Source organism: Lutibacter sp. Hel_I_33_5 (assembly GCF_007827455.1).
Classification (GTDB): domain Bacteria; phylum Bacteroidota; class Bacteroidia; order Flavobacteriales; family Flavobacteriaceae; genus Polaribacter.
The window spans coordinates 2,356,010-2,378,592 of record NZ_VISM01000001.1; the positions used below are offsets into that span (position 1 = coordinate 2,356,010).

Genomic DNA, 22,583 nt, shown 5'->3' on the forward strand with positions numbered 1-22,583 from the left:
TGCTAAAATACGAAAAATATAAAAAATCAATAATCAATATTGCAAATTGTTATGAACTTTTTATTAATTTTTGCTTTTTAAGCTCCCAAATTAGGAATCCATAAACAAAAATGTATTCTAAAAGAACAAACCAAAGGTTTTCTTTCCAAGGATTATTGGCGTATGCTTGGTAACTAAAAATAATAACTAAACTCCAAATTATTGGAAAACGATATTTTGTGAAAATAGATAAAATAATTAAGGTAGCTAAATACCAAGGATGCATTGTTGTGGTTGTAAAGTAGTAAAAAGATAATCCAAATAATAGTGCGGTTATTAATTGTTTAGTTGAAGTGTTTTTTCTGAAAAAAGTAATAATTAATAAAAAAAGGATAGTGAGTATTGGCGCTATTTTACCAATAATAGCAATTTCATTATAGCCTCTAAATAGATATCCAATTTCCCTAAATACATAATAAAAACTAGCATTGAATTCAAAATTTCTAAACCATAGACTTACAGAGTTAGCATAGTTATTAATAAATTCTGATGAATAAAAAGGAAGGAATAAAATTAGTATTGTAGTTAAAATGATAAGATAAAAAGTGAATAGTTTTATTAAGCCATTAAATGAAAATTTTAGATTGTCATTGTGAAGAGTTTCCGACGAAATAATCTCATTATTAAAAAGAGATTGCTTCATTTCATTCGCAATGACGTTTCTCTTAACAAACCATTGATAAAACAACGGTAAAAATAACAATGGAATCAGTTTTATAGAAACGGAGCATCCTAAAAATATCGCAGCCCATATCCATTTTTGTTGATGTAATTTGTATAAACTCAATATTAAAAAGAACAACATAACAGGTTCAAAATGTAAATTACCTGTTAGTTCAATAATAATAAATGGATTGAGCGCATACCAAAATATATTTCTTGGATTTAATTGTAGCTTTTCTAACAATTTAGAACCATAATATAAAATACCAATATCGGCTAGAATAATTAATAACCTCATAGTAATTACTGAAGCAAAAATACTTTTACTGCCAATAATTGCAGCAATTAAAAAACATAGTTGATTTATTGGTGGGTAATTGGTGTAATGACTTCCGTTGGACTCTCCCATACCATTGTATAAATTAATGGCTTCATCAATTGGATACTTTTGTTGCTCTATAAAAGTTTGTGGTAAACTTAAATAGGGATTAAATCCTTCAAAAATCATTCTTCCATCCCATATAAATCTATAAAAATCTTGTGATAGGTTTGGGATAGAAAACAAAAATATTAACCGAAATAAAATGGTTAAACCTATTAGAGTTGAAACGTCAATTTTTTTATTCTTTATTAAAAAGTAAAAACAAAAAAACAGTGAAAACCATAAAAAAAGTAACTGGTAGAAATTAGTTCTGTCTAAGAAATACGCTACAAAAAAATATAAAACGGAGCTTAAAAGTATTAAAAGAACATCTTTATATTTTTTAAAAAAAATCATTAAGCTTTAGAAAAGATAGATTTAAAAAAGACGTAACCAAACCCAGCAAAAAGCATCAAATGAAAAGGGAATAAACCAAAGTCTCCACCTTGTTTGCCAACTATAAATGCACTGTACATTCCGAATGCAAAATACAACGCTAATAAACCTTCAAGAATTACATGTGGAGAGACTTTTTTACGAATATATATATTGTTTTTCCAGCCATCCTTTAGATTTTTAATATTGAATTTTGGTGTTCTTACAAATTCACTTTTTTTACCAAAATGACCTTCCAAAACTGCTATTGTATTGTGTAAGGAAAAGCCCATTGCAATAGAGAAAAAAGAAAAGAAAGCACCAATATATTTTATAAAATTTAAAAAACCACCACCATAACTATTCTTATACATAAACCAATAACAAACAAAGAAAATGATTGTGCTGATTACAAAAAAGCTCATCACAATAAAGTACATTTTTAAGTGTTCATATTCGTTTTTTATATAGAGCATAGGTATACTTAAAACTGCTACAATAAAAATGCAAGTAAACATAGAGCTGTTTAATAAATGTAAAAGTCCGTGAATCTTAGTTTTAAAAGACATGGTTTTACTGGTCAGAATTCTCTTTAACATTTTTTGAAAATTCTCTGCGCCTCCTTTATTCCATCTGAATTGTTGAGATCTTGCAGCACTTATCACTACAGGTAATTCAGCTGGTGTTTCTACTTTTTCTAAGTATTTAAATTTCCACTTTTTTAATTGTGCTCTATAACTTAAATCTAAATCTTCAGTTAAAGTATCTCCTTCCCAATTTCCAGCATCGTAAATACATTCTTTACGCCAAACCCCAGCGGTTCCATTAAAGTTGATGAAATGCCCTTTACTATTTCTGCCAACTTGTTCTAAAGTAAAATGGGCATCCAAAGCAAAAGCTTGAATTTTTGTAAGTGTAGAATAATTTCTGTTGATATGTCCCCAACGTGTTTGAACAACTCCAATTTCTGAATCTTTAAAATAAGGGACAGTTTTTTCTAACCAACATGGTTTTGGTAAGAAATCAGCATCAAAAATGGCAATAAATTCACCTTTTGCAATTTTTAAACCTTCTTTTAAAGCACCAGCCTTAAAGCCTTCTCGGTTTTGTCTTCGGATATGTACAATATCTAAACCAGTTTCTTTTAACCTTTTTATGTGTTTTTCTGTGGATAAAATAGATTCGTCTGTAGAATCATCTAGAACCTGAATCTCTAATTTCTCTTTCGGGTATTTTAATAATGCAATATTATCCAATAAACGCTCCATAACATACAACTCGTTATAAACGGGAAGTTGAATGGTTACAAAAGGAATTTCTTTTGCGTTATTGAAGTCAAGTTTAGGAGAACTGTCAACTTTTTTACTTGCTTTTAAATAGTTGAAAAGTAAATTTAATTGAGCAATAGCATACATTAGAATTAATACTAATGCAATAGTATATATAGTTATAATAACGTAATCGATAACAATCATTTGAAACTATATTTAAAAATCCAACTTAAAATTTTTATTCCTGCAAATATAGTTCCTTTTACGGTTCCAGAAACTTTAGAAACGCCAATTCTATTTCTGTATTTTACAGGTATTTCTTTATAAGTCATTTTTTGTTTTAAAACTTTTAACTGCATTTCTACTGTCCATCCATAGGTTTTGTCTTCCATGTTTAGAGCAATAAGTTTGTTGTATTTAATCGCTCTAAAAGGACCTAAATCTGTAAACTTAGCTCCAAAAAAAAGTTTCATTAAAAAAGTTGCTAACCAATTTCCAAAAACTTGTTGAGGTGTCATAGAATTACTTTCACGTAGTCGTTTAACACGCGAACCAATAACAAAATCAATGTCTTTTTTTATGATAGGACTTACTAGTTCTGTTAATTGCTCTGGATAATCTGAATAATCACCATCTAAAAAAACGATAATATCTGGATGCTGAGAGGAGTCATTTCGCGCTATATAATCCATTCCTTTTAGACACGCATATCCGTATCCTTTTCTATTTTCGGATAAAACTGTTGCACCAGCATTTTGGGCATTTTCTTCTGTTTTATCGGTAGAATTATTACTGATAACTATAATTTCATCAACAATTGAGGGAATATCATTAATAACATTTGCAATAGAATCTTGCTCATTATAAGCAGGAATAATAACCTTTATTATTGATTTCATTTAATTTAAATCCTTCAAATTATTCTCGTTTTTAAAAGATGAGAAATTAGTCCACTCTTTTACTTTTTTACCGTTTTTGAATTTTAAAGCTTTAATCAATTTCTGCTTTTTGTATAATAAACAATAGCCATTTTTTTGATTATTTTTTAATTGACATTTATGATTAACAAAACCACTTTCATCATAAAATAACCACCAATTTTGTTGTTTACCTTTTTTGTAATGTCCCTCTTTTTCTTTTGTAGAGTTTTTTTTGTAAAAGTACCAATAATTAGTTTCTATGTTGTTTTTAAAATGGCCTTCTTTTTTTAAGCTACCATTTTTATGATAAAATTTCCAATAAGCAACTTTATTATTGTTTTCTACCCAACCTTCTTCTTTTACGTTACCATTTTTAAAATATGTTTTTTTATATTTTTTTTGTGAAAAAAGTGAAAAACAAATTAGAAAAATAAGAATTGAAAATTTACTTTTCATTAACTAGCTCCATTAAATCAACATCATTACCTAATAAAATTTCCGTTGGATTTATACGTCCATCTTCTGGGCCGTTTTCTAATTTTAAAACCCCACGAGGGCACACTGCAGAACAAACACCACATCCAACACAACTAGATCGAACAATGTTTTCTCCTTTTTGTGCGTAAGCTCTTACATCAATTCCTTGTTCACAGTATGTAGAACAGTTTCCGCAAGAAATACATTGCCCTCCATTTGTGGTAATCCTAAATCGAGATTTAAAACGTTGCACTAATCCCATATAAGCTGCTAAAGGACAGCCAAATCTACACCAAACTCTATTTCCCATTATTGGGTAAAAACCAGTACCAATTACGCCTGAAAATACAGATCCAATTAAGAATCCATAATAAAATTGTAAATCATAAGTTTTGATTCCTAAAATCATATCAGTACCAGAAAAATAAGTATACAATGTAGCGGCAGTCATTAATAAAGCAAATACTAAAACTCCATGAATTAACCAACGTTCAATTTTCCAAGCAACTAATTTTTTACTAGAATGCTGTCTATACGGGTCTCCTAAAGTTTCTGCTAAACCACCACAACCACACACCCAAGAACAATACCATCTTTTACCATAAAAGTAGACCATTACAGGTACAATAACTAGCGTTAAAACGATTCCCCAAACCAACATGAAAATACCAAGATTTCCGTTGGCAATTAAACTATTAATATTCCAATCGAAGAAAAAATCGTAATCTAAGGGAAATGCATTTTTAAAGTCGAAATAAGGTTTATTAAATCGAACTAATATTTCAGGAATGATAAAAGCAAATGCTACTTGAAAAAATAATACAGATGTTGTTCTTACAATTTGATAGGCATTATGACGATATTTTATATACATTCTTACTGCCATTACAGTCATAACAGTGCAATATAAAAATCCGTATAAAAACCATTGACTTGCTAAATTACCACTTAAACTCTGACTTATTGGATCTAATACATATGTCCAATTAACAATAAAATCTGGATAAAAATATAAGAGGATATAAAATCCTACCAAATAAACAAAAGCAAGCATACTTATCCAACCTTTATTGGTTGCTGCATGATGATAAATTCCGTTGTTTTTTATCCCTGGGTTTCCAAGTAATATTACATCAGGAATGATGAACATTAGTGCGCCAATAATTCCTAAACCAAAAGTTAAGAACCAATACCAACCTTTGTTTGTTATTATTTTACCAATTCCCGCAGGTTTTAATAAATCGTATGATAAACTATGTGGTTTATCCCAAATTACCTTATCCCATTCATTATTTTTTTTATGTACCGTATTTGATGCTTCGATTGCTTCCACAATCTTTGAAGAAAGTTCAAATTGACTATCGAATTCCTTATCAACTACTTTCATTTTAAGCGAATTAATAAACCATTCGCTTTTTATATTTTTACTTTTTACTGTAGATTCAAATTGTCCTGAAGTTACTTTAAATTTACCAGTAAAAAGGAGAGAGGTAAAGAAGATTAAACCTACCAAGAAAATAAATAACCCTATATTTTTTATTGCTTTCATAAGTTTATGCTTTACTAAAAATTCTTTTCCAACTTTTCTTTTTTAAGTTGATGTTTGTATTGTTTTCTTTATTGAATTTATCCACAATTTCTGGTTCATGAAGTTTGTAAAATTCTGGGTCAAAATTTGCATCAGCTAAATGTTCTAACACATATTCTACCGATTTTTTTTGGGTAAGAATTTTATCAAAAAACTCATGACGCATTCTAATTCCGAATGTATTTATCCCAATAAATTGGTGTGTTTTTTTATCATAATTAATATGAATACACTTTTTTCCATCTTCATGTTCCCAATAAAAACGTGCTTCGTTTTCTTTTGATTTTGCCCAAACCCAACCATAAGTTTGGTATTCTATATCCATAAATTTGGCAGAATTAAACCAATGACCTGGTTTATATTCTGTTTTTTTATTGCAAATGGTTTGTGCAACAGTTTCTCCCATCATTCTTCCGGTATACCAAACTGCTTCAATATTTCTACGCTCTCCAATAGCTTCATGTTGTTCTGCACAATCACCAATAGCATAAATTCCATCAATATTTGTTTCCAAAAAACGATTGACTAAAACACCTCTATTTGTATTAATTTCACTTTCTTTTAAAAAACTAACGTTAGGAGAAACACCGGCTGTTAATCCAACAACATCGCAAAAAATTTCTTCACCAGTTTCAGCTATTACAATTGATTTTACTCTTCCGAGATCGTCAGATTTTATTTCTTTTAAATTAACGCCTAAACGTAAATCAATATGATTGTCTAATATCTCTTTATTTATCATGTTAGATTCTTGTTCTGGTAAAACACCATTCCAAAAACTATCTTCTCTTACTAAAAATGTTACGGGAATATTTCTACTATGCAACATTTCAGCAAGTTCTATCCCAATTAAACCACCACCAACTATTACTGCTCTTTTACACTCTTTATTATCTGGTGCAAATTTTTCTAGTTTTTCTAAATCTTGTTTGTGGTACATACCCATAACGCCATCTAAATCTTGCCCTGGCCAACCAAATTTATTTGGTTTAGATCCTGTAGCAATAATTAATTTATCATACGTTAAATTAGTGCCGTTAGAAAAGTTTAAAATCTTGTCATTAGTATTAATGTTATCTACAAATCCTTGTTTGAGTTCTATATTGTTTTTTTGCCAAAACCAATCTTCATAAGGTTGTGTATGTTCAAATTTCATATGCCCCATATAAACGTACATTAAGGCTGTTCTAGAAAAAAAGTACTTTGATTCTGCAGAAATCACAGTGATTTTTTTATCAGAATTCTTTCTAATATGTCTTGCAGCGGTAATTCCTGAGATTCCATTACCTATTATTGCAATATGTTCCATAGTTTTAGTTTGATAGCTTTTAAGTCGAAGCTAAAGTTAAGAACTTAATATTTAACTTTAATTTAGATTTGTTATAAATAAAAAATGAGTTTAGCATTTTGTAAGTAATTATATTTGTTTGTGACTTATGGAGTATTAAAATTATTTATACATGAAAAATTCAATTTACAAAGTACTATTTACTTTTATCATTTTAATAAGTTTAAATACTTATGGACAAGAAGATGATACAGACACCAAAAGTAATATCCAAACGTACACTCCCTCTAAATTATTAGATAACGGACAATGGGATATTAAGTTTTTTAATAGTGTTTATACGCAAACAAAACAAACAGATTCGGGTAGTAAAAGTGTAACCATACCGAGACAGAATTTCTTTACATCAACCGTAGAGTTTTTTACTGGAATCAATGATAATAACAGAATAAATATTGGTGCTATTGTAGAATTTAGATCAAATACTTTTAATGGTAGAAATGCTTTTTCTGTCTTTAGTTTTGATGGAAGAGCAGGGTTAACTACGATTGCACCAGCAATTAAATGGCAGCCTCTTGAAAAAGTTGGAAATTTTTCTATTCAAACTGCATTACACATTCCTACAATAAGTGATGAAGAAAATACTGATGGATATTTAGATCAAACTGCTTGGTCATTTCAAAATAGATTTTTTTATGATTACACTTTTCCAAGCGGTAATTGGCAAATATTTACAGAGTTAAATACAGAGTATAGTTTTGGATCTGATCAAAGTTTTGCAAATAACACTTTTCTGTTTTCACCTGGGTTCTTTTTAAGCTATTTTCCAAGTAATGAATCTACCATACTTGTATTTACTCAACACTTGCAAAGAGTAGGAGATTTTGCTCAGAATGGAACATCTTTAGGTTTAGGTGGAAAGTATCAACTAACAGATGTTTTAAATTTAGAAGTTTTGTATAGTAAATTTGTTAGAGGAAATAATTTTCAAGGGTTAGGTAATACTTATAGTATTGGTTTAAGAGCTCTTTTCTAGAAAAATAACTTATTTTAGGAGTCAATTATGAAAAAATATAAACTCCTTTTTATACTACTGATACAATTTAGTTTTGGTTGCCAAAGTCAGCAGCAAAAAATAAATGGTATCAGTTTTGTTGCTTCTGGCGAAAAAATTATTCAAAAAAATGTTACACCAGTTGCAAATGTTTCAGCTAATTATGCTGCATTAATGCCGTTTGGTTTTATTAAAAATTTAGCAGCTCCTACAATTAATCATAATACAAATAGACAGTGGTTTGGCGAAACTGAAAAAGGAATTATTCAATACGGAAAATTACTTCAGAAGAACAAAATCCAATTAATGATTAAACCTCAAATTTGGGTTTGGCATGGCGAGTTTACTGGTAATATTTTAATGAAATCTGAAGAAGATTGGAAGGTTTTAGAAGATTCTTATCGTAGTTTTATTTTGACTTATGCTAAGGCTGCAGAAGTTTTAAAAGCTCCAATTTTTTGTATAGGAACTGAGTTAGAGAAATTTGCATTAAATAGACCAAGATATTGGCGTCATTTAATTAAAGAAATTAGAAAACTATATAAAGGAAAACTAACATATGCAGCAAATTGGGATGAATTTAAACGAATTCCGTTTTGGGATGATTTAGATTTTATTGGTATTGATGCTTATTTTCCTTTAACAGATAAAAAATCACCAACTATAGAAGAATTTGAAAGTGGATGGAATTCTCATAAAAAAACGATTAGTGCTGTTCAAAAGAAATATAACAAACCTGTTATTTTTACAGAATACGGATATAGAAGTGTAAATTTTACGGGTGCAAAGCCTTGGGAATCGAATAGAGTAAAAGATAATGTAAATTTAGAAGCTCAAATAAATGGATATCAAGCATTATTTAATCAGTTTTGGAAAGAAAAATGGTTTGCTGGAGGTTTTATTTGGAAATGGTTTCATGATTATAAAAAAGGTGGTGGTTTAAAAAATAATAGATTTACTCCACAAAATAAACCTGTAGAAAAAACGATAAAACAACAATATGAAAACTAACATTGGTATTGTTTTAATAATAACGTTATTGCTTTCTTCATGTATTGGAAGTGTAGATTTAGACACTAATTTACAATCTTATTTAGATGATAACTCATTATTAGAAAAAGGTGAAGTTATTGCATGTGCGGCAAGTAAGAAAAATGATGATACTACAGCATTTATTTTTTATTATCCAATTGTTGGGGCTGAAGAAATTCTATACTTTGAAACTGAATCTGCAGGTGTTGATCCTAATGACTTTTCTAACTATCATTTTAAAGCACTTCCAAAAGAACCAGTATTCAATGGGTATTTAGAGCGTTTTGTAAAAGGTGAAGTAAAAGAAGTTTATTGTTTGGTGACTTATATTGTTAATAATACACTTCATAAATCGAATCCAATTAGATTAAAAAATCAATCAAAACCTACAGAATGGAATGAAAAAGTTTCAATTGACTTTACACAAAGTACGATGCCAGTTTTTTCTTGGAAAGATGGAATTTATGATGATACAGAGATTTATTTTGAAGTATTAGCTGATAAAGAAAATAATTTACTTTCTGGAACATATACATATGATAAAAAGTTTCAGTATTATAATTTAAATAATGTGGTGTTAAATGTAACAAGAAATATACCACCCAAACTAGAGTCATCAGAAGAATATTCTTTCACACTTATGGGTGTAAGTAAAGATAATTGGGTAAATTTGGTAGTTCAAAAAACCTTTATAATACCTTAAACTGATGAGGTTTAAAATTTCATTTTTACTATTTATTCTTTGTAATATTCATATTACAAAAGCTCAAGAATATAAAATTGAACACCTTAAAATTAATGGGTATAAAAAAACAAAACTTAGTTTTTTAAAATCTATTGTTGTTACTAAACGAGGAGATCGATTAGATTCACTTACTTTAGAAAAAGACATTATTTCTTTAAAAAGATTAGCGGCTATTTCTAATGCTTATTTTAAAGTAGGGTATTCTGAAAATAAAAAATCAAATGTTGAAATTATTGTAGAAGAAAATTTCACAATCATTCCTGAAGTAAATTTATGGACATCTGTTAACAATCAATTTTCCTATAAACTTGGATTGTACGACTATAATTTTTTGGGAAGAAATATTGGGTTAGGAGGGTTTTATCAAAATAATGGATTTGATACCTATGCGATTAATTTTAGGGCTCCAAATTTATTTTCTAGAAAATGGGGGTTGGCAATCAATCATCAAAATTGGAAAAGTGAAGAGCCATTATATTTTAATTCTGGTTCTGCAAATTATTTGTATAATAATATTTCTTTCGAAATTTTAGGGTTACATCAAATCAATTTTAATAATAAAATTAGTTTCGGGATAAACTTTTTTAATGAAAAATATAAATACTTATCTGGTGTTACATCAGCAACAATTCCATTAAATCTAGATTTAAATAAGAAGCTCTTAAAGTTTGTATATACCTACGATAATTTAAATTATTTTTATCAATATATAGATGGATTTAAAAGTGAATTGTATCTGCAATATGTTGTAACGGAAAACGATTTCCAGAATCAATTTTTTGTATTTTGGAATGATTTCTTTTACTTCAGGAAAATGTGGTCAAGCGGAGTTTTGGCTAATAGATTACGAATAGGTTTGGCCAAAAACGATAAAACACCTTTTGCTCCTTTTGCTATTGATAATAATTTGAACATCCGGGGTGTTGGAATCCTAGTGGATAGAGGTACAGGAAGTGTTGTATTAAATTCAGAATATAGACATACGTTGTTAGAAAAAGACTGGTTTGTTTTACAAAGTAATACTTTTATTGATGTTGGTTCTTGGAGAACTCCAGGTGGTGATTTAAATGATTTAACCAATCATAAAAACATTCAATTATTTTCTGGTGTTGGTTTACGATTTATTCATAAAAAAATATTTAATGCGACTTTTAGAATAGATTATGGATTTAGTTTAAAGGATAAATCAAGAGGAATTGTTTTTGGTATTGGTCAATATTTTTAATCTTATTTAAATTTCTTTTCTTTTTAGAAAGTACTTAGTTTTGTCTAAAACTAAATAGTATATGCGAATGTTTGCAATTGGTGATATTCATGGTGGATTACGAGCTTTAATTCAGGTTTTAAATCAGCTAGAAATTAAAGAAGATGATACCCTTATTTTTATGGGCGATTATGTTGATGGTTGGAGTGAATCTGCACAAGTTATCGAGTTCTTAATTAATCTCTCTGAAAAAATAAATTGTGTTTTTATTAAAGGAAATCATGATGTTTGGTGTCAAGAATGGTTAGAAAAAGAAGCAGTGCACCCTTCTTGGTATATGCATGGAGGCAAAGAAACCATGGAAAGCTATGAGCGATTTTCTCCTGAAGAAAAAAAGCAGCATTTAATTTTTTTTCAAAACATGCCTTTATATTATTTAGATTCTCAAAATAGACTGTTTTTGCATGCAGGATTTACTTCATTACATGGTGTAGAAAGAGAATTGCATCAACAAAATTTCTATTTAGACAGGTCGCTTTGGGAAATGGTTTTAGCAATGGATTCGGAACTTTCTGTTAGTTCAAAATTTTATCCTAAACGATTACAACATTATAAAGAAATTTATATTGGACATACACCTACAACAAATTATGAGATCAATGTTCCAATCAATAAAGCAACTATTTGGAATATTGATACTGGCGCAGCTTTTAAAGGAAAAATTTCAGCATTAAATATCGATACAAAAGAAGTTTTTCAAAGTGATGCTTTACCAGGTTTGTATCCAGATGAAAAAGGTAGAAATAAGTAGTTTTTATTTCTTGCTTAAAGGATAGATTTCTTGCCCAATAAAATCTTGCGGAAAAACGTCATCATCATCAAAACCAAGTTCAATATTTTTTCCATCTGAAGGTATATAATCTGTTTTAAAAAGATAATCCCATAGGCTTAAAGTGAGTCCAAAATTAACACCTGTTTTATTCGGAATTTCTTTACTATGATGCCAAATATGCATTTTAGGATTATTAAAAATATATTTGAAAACACCCAAAGAAATGTTGGTATTGCTATGATTAAAATGGCCCCATGTAAGTGTAAATAAATGCACTAAAATAAAATCGTCAATTCCAAAACCTATCAATGCTAACGGAATATATTCTAGGGTTCTGTATACTACAGTTTCCATCCAGTGAAAACGTAAATGAGCTGCAAATCCCATTTCTTTTACTGAATGATGGACTTTGTGAAAATTCCATAAAAAAGGAACTTTATGTAGTAGTCTGTGGATAAAATATTGAATGAAATCTCTTACCAGAAAGAGAATCAATAATTGACTCCAAAAAGGAAACTCTTCTACATGAAAAAAAGTAAGATTGTCAATTCCGATAGCTTTTAAATTATCGTTAAAAAAAGTTACAGCAACATTAGAAATTGCATTATAACCAATTAAAGAAAATAGAAAGAAATTAAAGAACATGTAAAAAGTATCTAGCCAAAAATCACGTCTAAAAAGAGCTTGTTTTTTTCGCCAAGGAAGTAAGATTTCTATAAAAAAGAAAATTAAAGAAATAGCAATTAACCAATAGAAATAATTACCCCAATGTGGGTTTAAAATTTCATTGATTAGATAGTTGTAATATCCAACAAAAGACTCTTTTGCTATGTCAAAATATTTAGTCAAAATTGATATTTTTTCTAGTGCTATTTATAGACCAATTCATGTTTTTATTTATAAAACCAAATGCTATTTTATAATCTCCTTTTATATTTTTTGATGTTACTTTAAACTCGATTTTTTTAGATTGATTAGGATTTATTAAGATACTGTTTTCTTCTAAATTTCTCAAATTATCATCCCTTTTTTCTTTACCAATTATTGAAATATAGATTTTTGAAGAAGATATATTTATAGTTTTATTTCTGTGATTTTTTAAGGTGATAAATCCTGAGAGCACATCTTTTTTTAAAGAAATGTCTTTTGGATTAAAATCAATTTTAATGTTGTTAAACGAGGTGAAATTATCAATTAATTTATAATGAATTGTTTTTCCCATTCGGGTTTTTAAATCGATACTAGTATTAAAAGAGTGTCTTTTAATGAGCATAATATCTTTATTCTGAATAGAATCTTCGTACTGCCAAATTTGATATTGAGATTTTTTAAACTCACCTGGAAACATAGCGATACCTAATTTTTTGGCATAAAAAGAATACATTGGTGCTTCTCGTAGAGATTCATTTCCAGCATCAAATAAAACAGGTTTTCCTTGTGAAATTTTTGTGATGTCTTCTGCCCATAAGTTTCTATCGTGATAATAATCGGTACCTAGTTTATTAGACGGAAATATCTGAAAAGATAAGTACAATCGAATTATAAGTAACAAAAAGACAAAGGGTAACACTAAACTATAAAAAAGTGTTTTCTTTTTTAAAGATGAATAATATTTAGCAGATAAAATAATGATAGGGAAAATTGCAATAGATGTCCAATGAATATGAACAAAACCTTTTAAAGAACTAAATAAGAAAAATAAAAAAGATCCAATTGCTATAAATTTCAATGTTTTTTCAAATTGATTTTTTGTTTTAAAAATAAAGGGAATCCAAATTAAACCTAATCCAATTATTGGGATTTGTTGACTTATAAATTCGCCAAAAAAGCGAGTTTGAAAAGGATTAGATCTTCCCACTAAATGAAATTTTAAAGAAGCAAAATTATGATCTATTTGCCATAATATATGAGGTAAATAAAACACAATAACTAACGCTAGAGCAGTATAAAAATATTTGTTAGTCAGTAATTTTAAGTTAGAGATAATTACAAATCCAATAAATAAAATTGCATGATATTTAGCATAGAACATCAAGGCTATAATAATGCTTAGAATAAACATATTCTTTTTAGAACTACGTTCTAAAAATTGTTTATAATAATATAAAAAAGCCATGCTTAATGCAACCAAACTAGAATCTGGAAAGGCAATAAATGTGATATAGTTTAAAAGAGGAAATCCTAAAATTATGAGATATAAAAAATGCTTTTCTTTTCTTGTCCAAGGTCTAATTTTAAAAAGAAAATAGAGTGCAATTGAAAGTAACAGTACATTTCCAAAACGAACAGCGATTTCACTTTCAAAAAATAGTTTACCAAAGTTTATTAATAAAGAAATTAAAGGAGGATGATCGTAATACCCCCAATCTAATTCTTGTGAATAAAACCAATAATAGGCTTCATCACTTGTAAGTTCAGTTGTAGCAATTTGAAAAAAATTCAACAAAAACCAGAATACTATAAAATGGTTTTGGTTAAATTTTTTAGAAAAAAAATGAATGATTTGTTTCACGAACTCTTGTGTGTAATTGTATTCTTTTCTAAAGTAAAAACGTTTACTTCAAAGTTAATGAAATAAACGTTTTTAAAATAATTTAATACCGATTATCGGCTAACAACAACCTCCACCATCATAATGAAACGTAGAAGGAGAAAAGAAAATATCATCTCTACCTAAAGCTTCTAAAGCGGCAGCAGTTTTATCACAAATTGCTAAGGGTTGGTTTTTTAGTAATGTATGTCCTAAACCATCATCAAAATAATCATCTTCACCATAATAAATAGCCGCTTTTCCAGTAAAAATACAAGGGCCGTCAGCAGGCATCGGATCTTTAATTGCAGCAACTTCTATAGATTCAATATAAATTAATTCGTCTGTTGGGTAATTCTTAGGGTCAAGAATTCGATATGGTTTTCTAGCTCTAATTTCTATGGTTCCAAAACCAGCATCAGTTAATGCTTTTACATAATCGGCAATTGATAAACTTCCGCTTAAACATAAAGCACGTAAACGTTCATCGTTACGTAATTCATCATTCATTGGTTGTTCACACGTAGGATCACTCATTACTAAACGTCCGTGAGGTTTTAAAACTCTATGCATTTCTGCAATCGCTTTCTTTAAATCATCAGACTTAAAAATATTAAACAAGCAGTTTTGCGCAGCAACATCTATAGAATTATCATCCACAGGTAAATCCATTGCATCTCCTTTTCTAAGGTCTACAAAATCACTCTTAAACCAATCATTCTGTTCTTCAGCAATTTTAAAATTTTTGCGCGATGCTTCAAGCATTTCATCAACAACATCTAAACCAATTACGCCATCTTTATTTCTATTAAAATAAGCGAATTGTAGTAATTCCATTCCACCACCAACACCAACATATAGCATCTTAGGATTGTTTGTTAAATCGCGTGCATGTACTGTAGAACCACAACCGTAATTCATTTCTTGCATGATTCTTGGAATCTTTAATCCAGGTAATTCCCAAATAGGATTTGTAGTACAGCAAAGCCCTACATCTGGTGTTAAAGCTGCCTCTTTATATACGTTATGTGTGGTTTCTAAGTAACTCATTTTTTTTAGTTTTCGGTTTTCAGTTATCAGTTTTTAGTCAAGTTACAGACTGTTATCTGATTTACTGCAAACTTTATATTGTTTTAATTAATTCTTTAAATAATGTTATCATTTTTGGTTCTGTTTTTCCAGCAATTTCAATGATTTCTGCAATATTAACAGGTTGTAAATTTTTAGGATCACATTCATCGGTTAACACAGAAATTGCGGCACAGTCTAAATTCAATTGTTTAGCAACAATGACTTCAGGAACTGTACTCATACCAACGGCATCCGTTTCTAAAATTTGTAACATTCTATATTCTGCACGTGTTTCAAGTTGAGGTCCTACAACACTCGCGTAAATACCTTCATGCAATTCTATATTATTTTCTAAAGCAATTTCTTTAAGTTGATCATTTATTTTTTTCGAATACGGTTCTAACATATCCGCAAAAATATTTCCAAAAGTGTTAGCTCCTTTAAATGCTAATGGCGATCCACCTTGTAAATTAATATGATCATCAATCAACATTAAATCTCCTTTTTTATAGTTTAGATTGATGGCACCAGCAGCATTTGAAATTAACAATGTAGTGATGCCTAAAGAATGCATCGTTCTAATTCCATAGGTAACTTCCCAAAGATTATAGCCTTCATATAAATGAAAACGACCAGACATTACCAATACTTTTTTACCAGATAAGGTTCCGTAAATTAATTTTCCAGAATGAAACTCTACAGTGGCAGTTGGAAAATGTGGAATTTCAGAATAGGCAATTTCTTGTTCAATTGTAATCTCATCAACTAATTTTCCTAAACCAGTTCCTAAAACAATTCCTAATTGAGGGTTTGTAATTCCTTTTGATGTAAGAAAATCTGAGGTTACTTTTAAATGTTCAATCATAAATTAATTAACTATTCTATCACCAATTTTCTAGTCGTTTTTTTATCACCTTTAATTACTGAAAGTAAGTAAATTCCAGTATTTAAATTAGAAAGGTCTAATTTGTTTGTGCCTTTTTCTTTAGGTTGATGATATACTTGTTTCCCTAAAACATCAAAAATACGGATTTCAGTTTTAGCCATGTCTACATTAGTAAATTGAATACTATTTTTTGCAGGGTTAGGGTAAAAACTAAAGTTAGTTAACGATGTTTTTTCAACATTTAATATTGAACAAGAATTTGCTGTAAATGGTGTGTATTTTCCATAATCCCAAAATGCTGTATATTGAAGACAATAGAAAAATACTGTATCATATTTAGTGATATCTGCTCCATTTGGAATGTTTGCGGTGTAAGACTGAACGCCAGAAAAACCTACTAAACCAAAAGAAATATTATCAACTGTAGTTGGATTTAAACCTTTTAATTCATCATTTGTTTTTCCTTCAGATTTTATTAAATATGCTCGTACATCTGGCCCAGAAGCAGTAGAAAAATTACTGCCAAAATCTAGATTTACACTGGTTCCGTTTGCGTTTAAAACTACAGAAACATCCCCGGAAATATTGTATGATTGTGTTGATGTATTATTACCAAAGCTAGAAGCAGATTCGGTACATTGAGCGCTTGTGTTAAGAACTAAAAAAGAAGTTAAAGCAAAAAATAATATTGCTTTTCTAAAAGGTAAAGTTAGTTTCATAATTTATTCTTTAATGATTTTTAACAATGAGTCGTGTTTTTTTAAGTCTTCATACACATCAATGTCATTTAATTCTTCAAGTTGAAATGTATTTTGATTCTTTAAATCTTCTAAAGTGGCTTTTCTTACAGAAGAAGTTCCCCAATTTTTATTTTGAAAGATTTCTGGATAGTTTTTTTTCATCCCTAATAAATAGTACCCTCCGTCTTCTGCAGGTCCAATAACAGTATCATTTTTATCAAGTTGATAAAAAGCTTCATTTATAATTTCTTCTGATAAATCAAATAAATCACTACCGATAATCATCACTTTTTCATATCCTTTTTTAAATGAATTTTCAAAAGCATTCTGCATTCTAAAGCCTAAATCATTTCCTGTTTGTTGATGTTTTTGATATATTGATGAATCCCAAATATCATTTTTTCTAATCTTAACAGAATAATAAACGGCCTTATCACAATCTAAATATTGAGTTACCTTTTTAGTTTGATGTAGTAGTTTTTTGTAAATTTTTAAAGCATTTTTATCACCAATGGTTTTAGCGAGCCTAGTTTTTACTTTTCCTAATTCAGGATTTCTAGTAAAAATTAAAAGTAAGTTTTTACTCATATACTTTTTCTCCTTTTACTAACCACTGACTCCATTCTTTAGTACACGTATGTACTTTTTCGGTTGATTTTTCTTTAGAATTAAAAACAGTATTACCGTTGTTTTTCCATTCAAAAATTCCGCCATATAAGTTTAGAACATTAGTATAACCAGCTTTTTTAAGTTTTTCTGCCACAATTTCCGATCGAACTCCTAAGCTACAATAAACCACAATTTTTGCATTTTTATTAGGAAGGTTTTTAGTTGTTTTTTTTAAGTTGAACTTATCATACCCTACAAAGAGCGCATTTTTTAAATGACTGACTTTATATTCTTTTTTTTCTCTTGCGTCTAATAAAATAATGTTATTGTCAGCTAGAGTGGAGTCGAAAGGTTTTTTTGTTATTTTCTTTAAACTATCAACAGAAATATACGGAACACTTTCAGTATTATATTTTTTTAATAAATCTTTTAAACTCTCTTGAGAAAAAGAGTTTAAAGAAATTAATACAAATAAGAAGACTATTTTTTTCATTTATAAATGAACACTTAATTTTTCTAACAACTATTACGCTACAACACCTTGGCAACTACTTCCTGCACCAGCAGTACATCCATAGCAATGTTGATTGATAATTATATTTCTGTTTTGTAATAATTCTTCGTTATATTCTGAAATGTGTTTTACTTTACTAGCTACTTTTAAATTTAGCATTTGATTAAAATCACAATCGTATAAATTTCCGTCCCAACTAACCGATAAGGTATTGGTACACATTACATTTTCTACTGCTAACGGATTATATGCTTCTACTAATGCATACATGTAATCTTCGTAATTTTCTGAAGCAATTAAATAATCTAAAAATCGACTGATTGGTAAATTTGTAATAGCAAAAAGTTGATGAAAATCGATGTTAAAATCCTCTTTCAACGCTTTTTTAAAGTCGTTTTCTAACGCCATTTGATCTCCAGGTAAAAATGCACCTGAAGGATTATATACCAAATCTAATTTTAAATTTGAACCTTCTTTTCCATACCCAACTTCGTTTAGCATTTGTAATGCTTTAATCGATTTGTCAAAAACTCCGTCACCTCTTTGTTTGTCTGTTTTACCACGTGTCCAATGCGGCATTGATGAAACTACATGAACATTATGCTTTTTAAAGAACTCAGGTAAATCGTAATATTTTTTATTAGCTCTAATGATAGTTAGGTTTGAACGAACGATAAAATCTTTAATTCCTGCTTTTGATGCTTCTTCTACAAACCACCTAAAGTTAGGATTCATTTCTGGTGCGCCACCAGTTAAATCTAACGTGTGAGCTCCAGTTTTTTTAATGACATCCAAACATTGCTGCATGGTTTCTACCGTCATAATTTCTTTTCTGTCAGGCCCTGCATCTACATGACAATGAGCACAAACTTGATTGCACATATACCCTAAATTAATTTGTAGAATTTCTAACTTTTTAGGACGTAAAGGAAATTGATTGGTTTCTTTTATTTTTTTAGCAAACGTTGGTAATTCTCCATCAGCAAACATTCCGTTTGAAAGAATTTCTAACTGACGTTGTGTGTTTGCTAAATCGTTATTTCTTGCTAATAGTGATTTCTTCATTTATGCTGAACTTGTTTCAACTTCTCATTTTAATGGATCCTGATTTTCATCCGGATAAGCGACCTCTAAAATTTTGCTTTAGGCAAAATTAGAGCCTGCTTACATTTCTAATTTATTCACTTTATTCATCATTTGAACTCCATGTACTAACGTTGCACCACTTTTTATAGCAGCTCCAACATGAACAGCTTCCATCATTTCTTCTTTGGTAATTCCACGTTGTAAGCCATCTTTTGTGTATGATTCTATGCAATATGGACATTGTTCTGTATGAGAAACTGCCAAAGCAATTAAAGATTTTTCACGAGCAGTTAATGCTCCTTCTTCAAAGACTTTTCCATAATAATCAAAGAACTTGTTACCAAGTTCTTCGTTCCATTCTGTTATTTTTCCAAACTTTCTTAAGTCAGCCGGGTCATAATATGTTTTAGACATTTGTTTTATTTCTGTTGAAAAGTAAAAATACGAATTGTTTTCAAGCTTTTTTATCAAAAAGTAATAGTGTTTCTTACTTTCCGTTTAAACTCCAGTCGTATTTTAAATAACTAACTTTTGTTTTTTTGGTAGTTATAACATCTGAATATTTATTTAAATATTCTTTTAGAGAACCATTTGTTGTAAAGTCTTTTTTGTACCAATCAAATATTTTAGAAAGTTGAGCTTTCTTTTCAGAGACTTTATTTCTTTTAGGGTCATTAATAAATTTCTTCATTAATTCTTCTGTTTTTGCTTCGTAGTTTTCTTCTGTAAAAGCAAAGTTTCCTAATTGTGGACAAGATCCTGAAGCACAATTTACCGCTACATGAATTTTTGGATCTTTATAATTCTTTCTTAAAACATCATGTTCAATATTATTTAAGGTATATGTTTTTCCACCAACATTTGCAAACGGAATATTCCAAGCATCTTTCCCTTTTTTCTTAACTTTCATGATGCTTTTTAATGGGTAATTTTTTAAAATTAATTTAACAGTATATGCATTATATGCATTTGCCCAAAAAGCTTTGGTTTTTGCTGCAGACCAAGATTTGTCTATTTTAGTTTCTACTAAACATGTTAAGTAAGCGTCTAGTTTAGCTTCATCTTTTTTGAAGCCTTTATAATCTACATTACCATCTTTATCTACATGCGTTTTTAATAATGAATCAAATTTTTCAGTTTGCGCATTTATGTTAAATGTTAACATAAGAATAAAAATTATTGCGATACTTTTTTTCATGATTATGATATTTAATTTTAAGTTTAGACGAATGGCTATTTATAAGTTTACAAAAATGTTGCCAAAATTTTAATCGGTTATTTCTTCTCCGATTTTTAAGTTGAATTTTCTTCTAAAAAGATACACAATTCCGTATAAAATTGGTGTGTCTAGGGCAGCTACTATTATTTTAAAGAGTATTCCGCTTATTAGTAAGCCTAAAAACAAGTCCCATTTTATGATTCCGAAAGAGCATAATAAAAGTAAAACTGTTAATGTGTCTACAATTTGTGACGTAAATGTTGAGAAGTTATTTCGAAGCCATAGGTGTTTTCCTTTGGTTAGATTTTTCCAAAAATGATAAACTCTAATGTCTATAAATTGTGCAAATAAATAAGCTAACATAGAAGCTAATACTGCTAATGGTGCAGCGCCAAATACATCTAAAAAAGTATCGTCTTTAACAGGAGACCATGAAATTGCTGGTACACTTTTAGATACATATATTATTAAAAGAGAAAAAAATGAAGCGAAAATTCCGGCAATAACAACTTGATTAGCTTTCTTTTTTCCATAGATTTCTGATAAAATATCGGTGATTAAAAAAGTGATAGGATAGGGTAATAAACCTACAGAAATTTCAAATAATTTAACATCAAATAGTTCTATGTCGATTGGATACCAATAAAAGAATTTTTGAAAAATTAAATTTGAAGTAACTAATGATGCAATAAACAACGCAGCTAAAATTAAATAGATTAATTGTGCTGAGGATTTTTGTTTCGCTGTCATAAAACGAAGTTAATGAATTTAGATTATTAGATTGCTAGACTTTCTAATTTTTAAATTCGATTATAAATATGCTTAGCCCCGATTGAAGCATTTGTTTGAGCTCTTTTTTGTCATTGCGAATAAAATGAAGCAATCTGCTATTTTAATGAGATTGCCACAGTTTACAAAAAAGTAAACTTCGCAATGACAAAAAAAGCGAGTGCATTTCGACTTCGCTCAACATAAACTTCAAGCGGGAATAGCTTCCAATTAAAATCATTATTTTTGCGGCGATTAAATAATTAAACGAATTATCAGTTACATAAATAAACATTACATGAAAGCATATATTTTTCCAGGTCAAGGAGCACAATTTCCAGGAATGGGATTGGATTTATACGAACAATACCCTTTGGCTCAAGAATATTTTGAAAAAGCCAACCAGATTTTAGGGTTCAATATTACCGACATTATGTTTGAAGGTACTGCGGAACAATTGAAAGAAACTAAAGTAACGCAACCGGCTATATTTTTACATTCGGTAATTTTAGCAAAAGTATTAGGTGATTCTTTTCAGCCAGAAATGGTAGCGGGTCATTCTTTAGGTGAATTATCTGCATTGGTTGCTAACGGAGTTTTATCTTTTGAAGATGGATTAATTTTAGTTTCTAAGCGTGCTTTGGCGATGCAGAAAGCATGTGAAATTCAAAAATCAACGATGGCAGCTGTTTTAGGATTGGAAGATAAAATAGTGGAAGATATTTGTGCAGAAATTGATGGAGTAGTGGTTGCTGCAAATTATAATTGCCCAGGGCAATTAGTAATTTCTGGTGAAGTTTCTGCAATTGAAAAGGCTTGTGAAATATTAACAGAAAAAGGCGCAAGAAGAGCATTAATTTTACCTGTTGGTGGTGCTTTTCACTCCCCAATGATGGAGCCTGCAAGAGAAGAATTGGCTGCTGCAATTGAAGAAACTACTTTTAGCGAACCGACTTGTGCAGTATATCAAAATGTGCCAGCAAAAGCTGTTACAAACCCTGATGAAATAAAAGAAAATTTAATTGCGCAATTAACTGCTCCTGTTAAATGGACACAATGTATCCAGTCTATGATTGCTGATGGAGGAACTGAATTTATTGAAGTTGGACCTGGTAAAGTGTTACAGGGTTTAATGCGTAAAATTGATAGATCTGTTGCTGCGAGTGGTGTTAGTTTGGAGGCGTAGTTTTGATCTTTCTAGATTAAATCAGTTATAAATTTATTTTCGATATATATCAAACCAATATTTTA

Annotated in this window: 23 protein-coding genes; 6 read left to right on the forward strand and 17 right to left on the reverse strand. The window is 29.3% G+C overall.

The features are described 5' to 3' along the window. Positions 1–49 precede the first annotated feature (49 nt). From OD91_RS10400 to OD91_RS10425, 6 genes are read right to left on the reverse strand one after another with little or no spacing between them, the layout of a single operon-like run. On the reverse strand, positions 50–1,480 hold the full coding sequence (locus OD91_RS10400; RefSeq protein WP_144896323.1) for a mannosyltransferase: 1,431 nt from the start codon (positions 1,478–1,480) through the stop codon (positions 50–52). Next, positions 1,480–2,973 carry a cellulose synthase family protein gene (locus OD91_RS10405; RefSeq protein WP_305067612.1) on the reverse strand — a complete coding sequence of 498 codons (1,494 nt, stop codon included), beginning with the start codon at positions 2,971–2,973 and terminating at the stop codon, positions 1,480–1,482. Before OD91_RS10405 ends, OD91_RS10400 begins: the two co-directional genes overlap by 1 nt. Then, positions 2,970–3,668, reverse strand: coding sequence for a glycosyltransferase family 2 protein (locus OD91_RS10410; RefSeq protein WP_144896324.1), 699 nt, complete (start codon positions 3,666–3,668; stop codon positions 2,970–2,972). Before OD91_RS10410 ends, OD91_RS10405 begins: the two co-directional genes overlap by 4 nt. After that, a complete protein-coding gene (locus OD91_RS10415) occupies positions 3,669–4,145 on the reverse strand; it encodes a toxin-antitoxin system YwqK family antitoxin (protein ID WP_144896325.1) in 477 nt (158 codons plus the stop codon). Next, on the reverse strand, positions 4,135–5,715 hold the full coding sequence (locus OD91_RS10420; protein WP_144896326.1) for a 4Fe-4S binding protein: 1,581 nt from the start codon (positions 5,713–5,715) through the stop codon (positions 4,135–4,137). Before OD91_RS10420 ends, OD91_RS10415 begins: the two co-directional genes overlap by 11 nt. Before the next feature lie 4 nt (positions 5,716–5,719). Continuing rightward, positions 5,720–7,063 (reverse strand): NAD(P)/FAD-dependent oxidoreductase, encoded by a 1,344-nt coding sequence (locus OD91_RS10425; protein ID WP_144896327.1) that lies wholly within the window; start codon positions 7,061–7,063, stop codon positions 5,720–5,722. A 151-nt stretch (positions 7,064–7,214) separates the two neighbouring features. Here OD91_RS10425 and OD91_RS10430 point away from each other — a divergent pair, with 151 nt between their 5' ends. The 5 genes from OD91_RS10430 (at position 7,215) to OD91_RS10450 (ending at position 11,888) form a co-directional block, all read left to right on the forward strand. Then, positions 7,215–8,078, forward strand: a complete 864-nt coding sequence (locus OD91_RS10430; protein WP_144896328.1) for a transporter — start codon at positions 7,215–7,217, stop codon at positions 8,076–8,078. Positions 8,079–8,105: 27 nt separating this feature from the next. Then, on the forward strand, positions 8,106–9,107 hold the full coding sequence (locus OD91_RS10435) for a glycoside hydrolase (protein ID WP_144896329.1): 1,002 nt from the start codon (positions 8,106–8,108) through the stop codon (positions 9,105–9,107). Beyond that, positions 9,097–9,831, forward strand: coding sequence for a hypothetical protein (locus OD91_RS10440; protein WP_255513238.1), 735 nt, complete (start codon positions 9,097–9,099; stop codon positions 9,829–9,831). The genes OD91_RS10435 and OD91_RS10440 overlap by 11 nt, the downstream gene beginning before the upstream one ends. Before the next feature lie 4 nt (positions 9,832–9,835). Then, complete coding sequence (locus OD91_RS10445) at positions 9,836–11,098, forward strand: outer membrane protein assembly factor (protein ID WP_144896330.1); 1,263 nt, start codon at positions 9,836–9,838, stop codon at positions 11,096–11,098. Between the two features lie 61 nt (positions 11,099–11,159). Further along, a complete protein-coding gene (locus OD91_RS10450; RefSeq protein WP_144896331.1) occupies positions 11,160–11,888 on the forward strand; it encodes a metallophosphoesterase family protein in 729 nt (242 codons plus the stop codon). Between the two features lie 3 nt (positions 11,889–11,891). On the opposite strand, the gene OD91_RS10455 is transcribed toward OD91_RS10450, so the two are convergent. The 11 genes from OD91_RS10455 to OD91_RS10505 form a co-directional block, all read right to left on the reverse strand. After that, positions 11,892–12,758, reverse strand: a complete 867-nt coding sequence (locus tag OD91_RS10455; protein WP_144896332.1) for a sterol desaturase family protein — start codon at positions 12,756–12,758, stop codon at positions 11,892–11,894. Beyond that, entirely contained in the window at positions 12,751–14,352 is a 1,602-nt protein-coding gene (locus tag OD91_RS10460) for a glycosyltransferase family 39 protein (protein ID WP_186434436.1), read from the reverse strand. Before OD91_RS10460 ends, OD91_RS10455 begins: the two co-directional genes overlap by 8 nt. A gap of 168 nt (positions 14,353–14,520) precedes the next feature. Next, positions 14,521–15,489: an arsenosugar biosynthesis arsenite methyltransferase ArsM gene (gene arsM, locus OD91_RS10465; protein ID WP_144896334.1), complete on the reverse strand. Its 969-nt coding sequence runs from the start codon at positions 15,487–15,489 to the stop codon at positions 14,521–14,523. Positions 15,490–15,562: 73 nt separating this feature from the next. Next, the gene (locus tag OD91_RS10470) at positions 15,563–16,375 is read right to left on the reverse strand and encodes a purine-nucleoside phosphorylase (protein ID WP_144896335.1); all 813 of its coding nucleotides are present in this window, start codon (positions 16,373–16,375) and stop codon (positions 15,563–15,565) included. An 11-nt stretch (positions 16,376–16,386) separates the two neighbouring features. Next, entirely contained in the window at positions 16,387–17,115 is a 729-nt protein-coding gene (locus OD91_RS10475; protein ID WP_144896336.1) for a T9SS type A sorting domain-containing protein, read from the reverse strand. Between the two features lie 3 nt (positions 17,116–17,118). Next, positions 17,119–17,724, reverse strand: coding sequence for a TIGR04282 family arsenosugar biosynthesis glycosyltransferase (locus tag OD91_RS10480; protein ID WP_144896337.1), 606 nt, complete (start codon positions 17,722–17,724; stop codon positions 17,119–17,121). Beyond that, positions 17,717–18,238, reverse strand: a complete 522-nt coding sequence (locus tag OD91_RS10485; RefSeq protein WP_144896338.1) for a rhodanese-like domain-containing protein — start codon at positions 18,236–18,238, stop codon at positions 17,717–17,719. The genes OD91_RS10480 and OD91_RS10485 overlap by 8 nt, the downstream gene beginning before the upstream one ends. A 33-nt stretch (positions 18,239–18,271) precedes the next feature. Then, entirely contained in the window at positions 18,272–19,324 is a 1,053-nt protein-coding gene (gene arsS / locus OD91_RS10490; protein WP_144896339.1) for an arsenosugar biosynthesis radical SAM (seleno)protein ArsS, read from the reverse strand. 99 nt (positions 19,325–19,423) lie between these two features. Beyond that, the gene (locus OD91_RS10495) at positions 19,424–19,759 is read right to left on the reverse strand and encodes an arsenosugar biosynthesis-associated peroxidase-like protein (RefSeq protein WP_144896340.1); all 336 of its coding nucleotides are present in this window, start codon (positions 19,757–19,759) and stop codon (positions 19,424–19,426) included. Between the two features lie 73 nt (positions 19,760–19,832). Beyond that, the gene (locus OD91_RS10500) at positions 19,833–20,543 is read right to left on the reverse strand and encodes a DUF547 domain-containing protein (protein ID WP_144896341.1); all 711 of its coding nucleotides are present in this window, start codon (positions 20,541–20,543) and stop codon (positions 19,833–19,835) included. A 69-nt stretch (positions 20,544–20,612) separates the two neighbouring features. Continuing rightward, complete coding sequence (locus OD91_RS10505; RefSeq protein ID WP_144896342.1) at positions 20,613–21,314, reverse strand: queuosine precursor transporter; 702 nt, start codon at positions 21,312–21,314, stop codon at positions 20,613–20,615. A 316-nt stretch (positions 21,315–21,630) separates the two neighbouring features. On the opposite strand from OD91_RS10505, the gene fabD reads away from it, so the two are divergent. Beyond that, positions 21,631–22,518, forward strand: coding sequence for an ACP S-malonyltransferase (gene fabD / locus OD91_RS10510; protein WP_144896343.1), 888 nt, complete (start codon positions 21,631–21,633; stop codon positions 22,516–22,518). Positions 22,519–22,583: the final 65 nt, after the last annotated feature.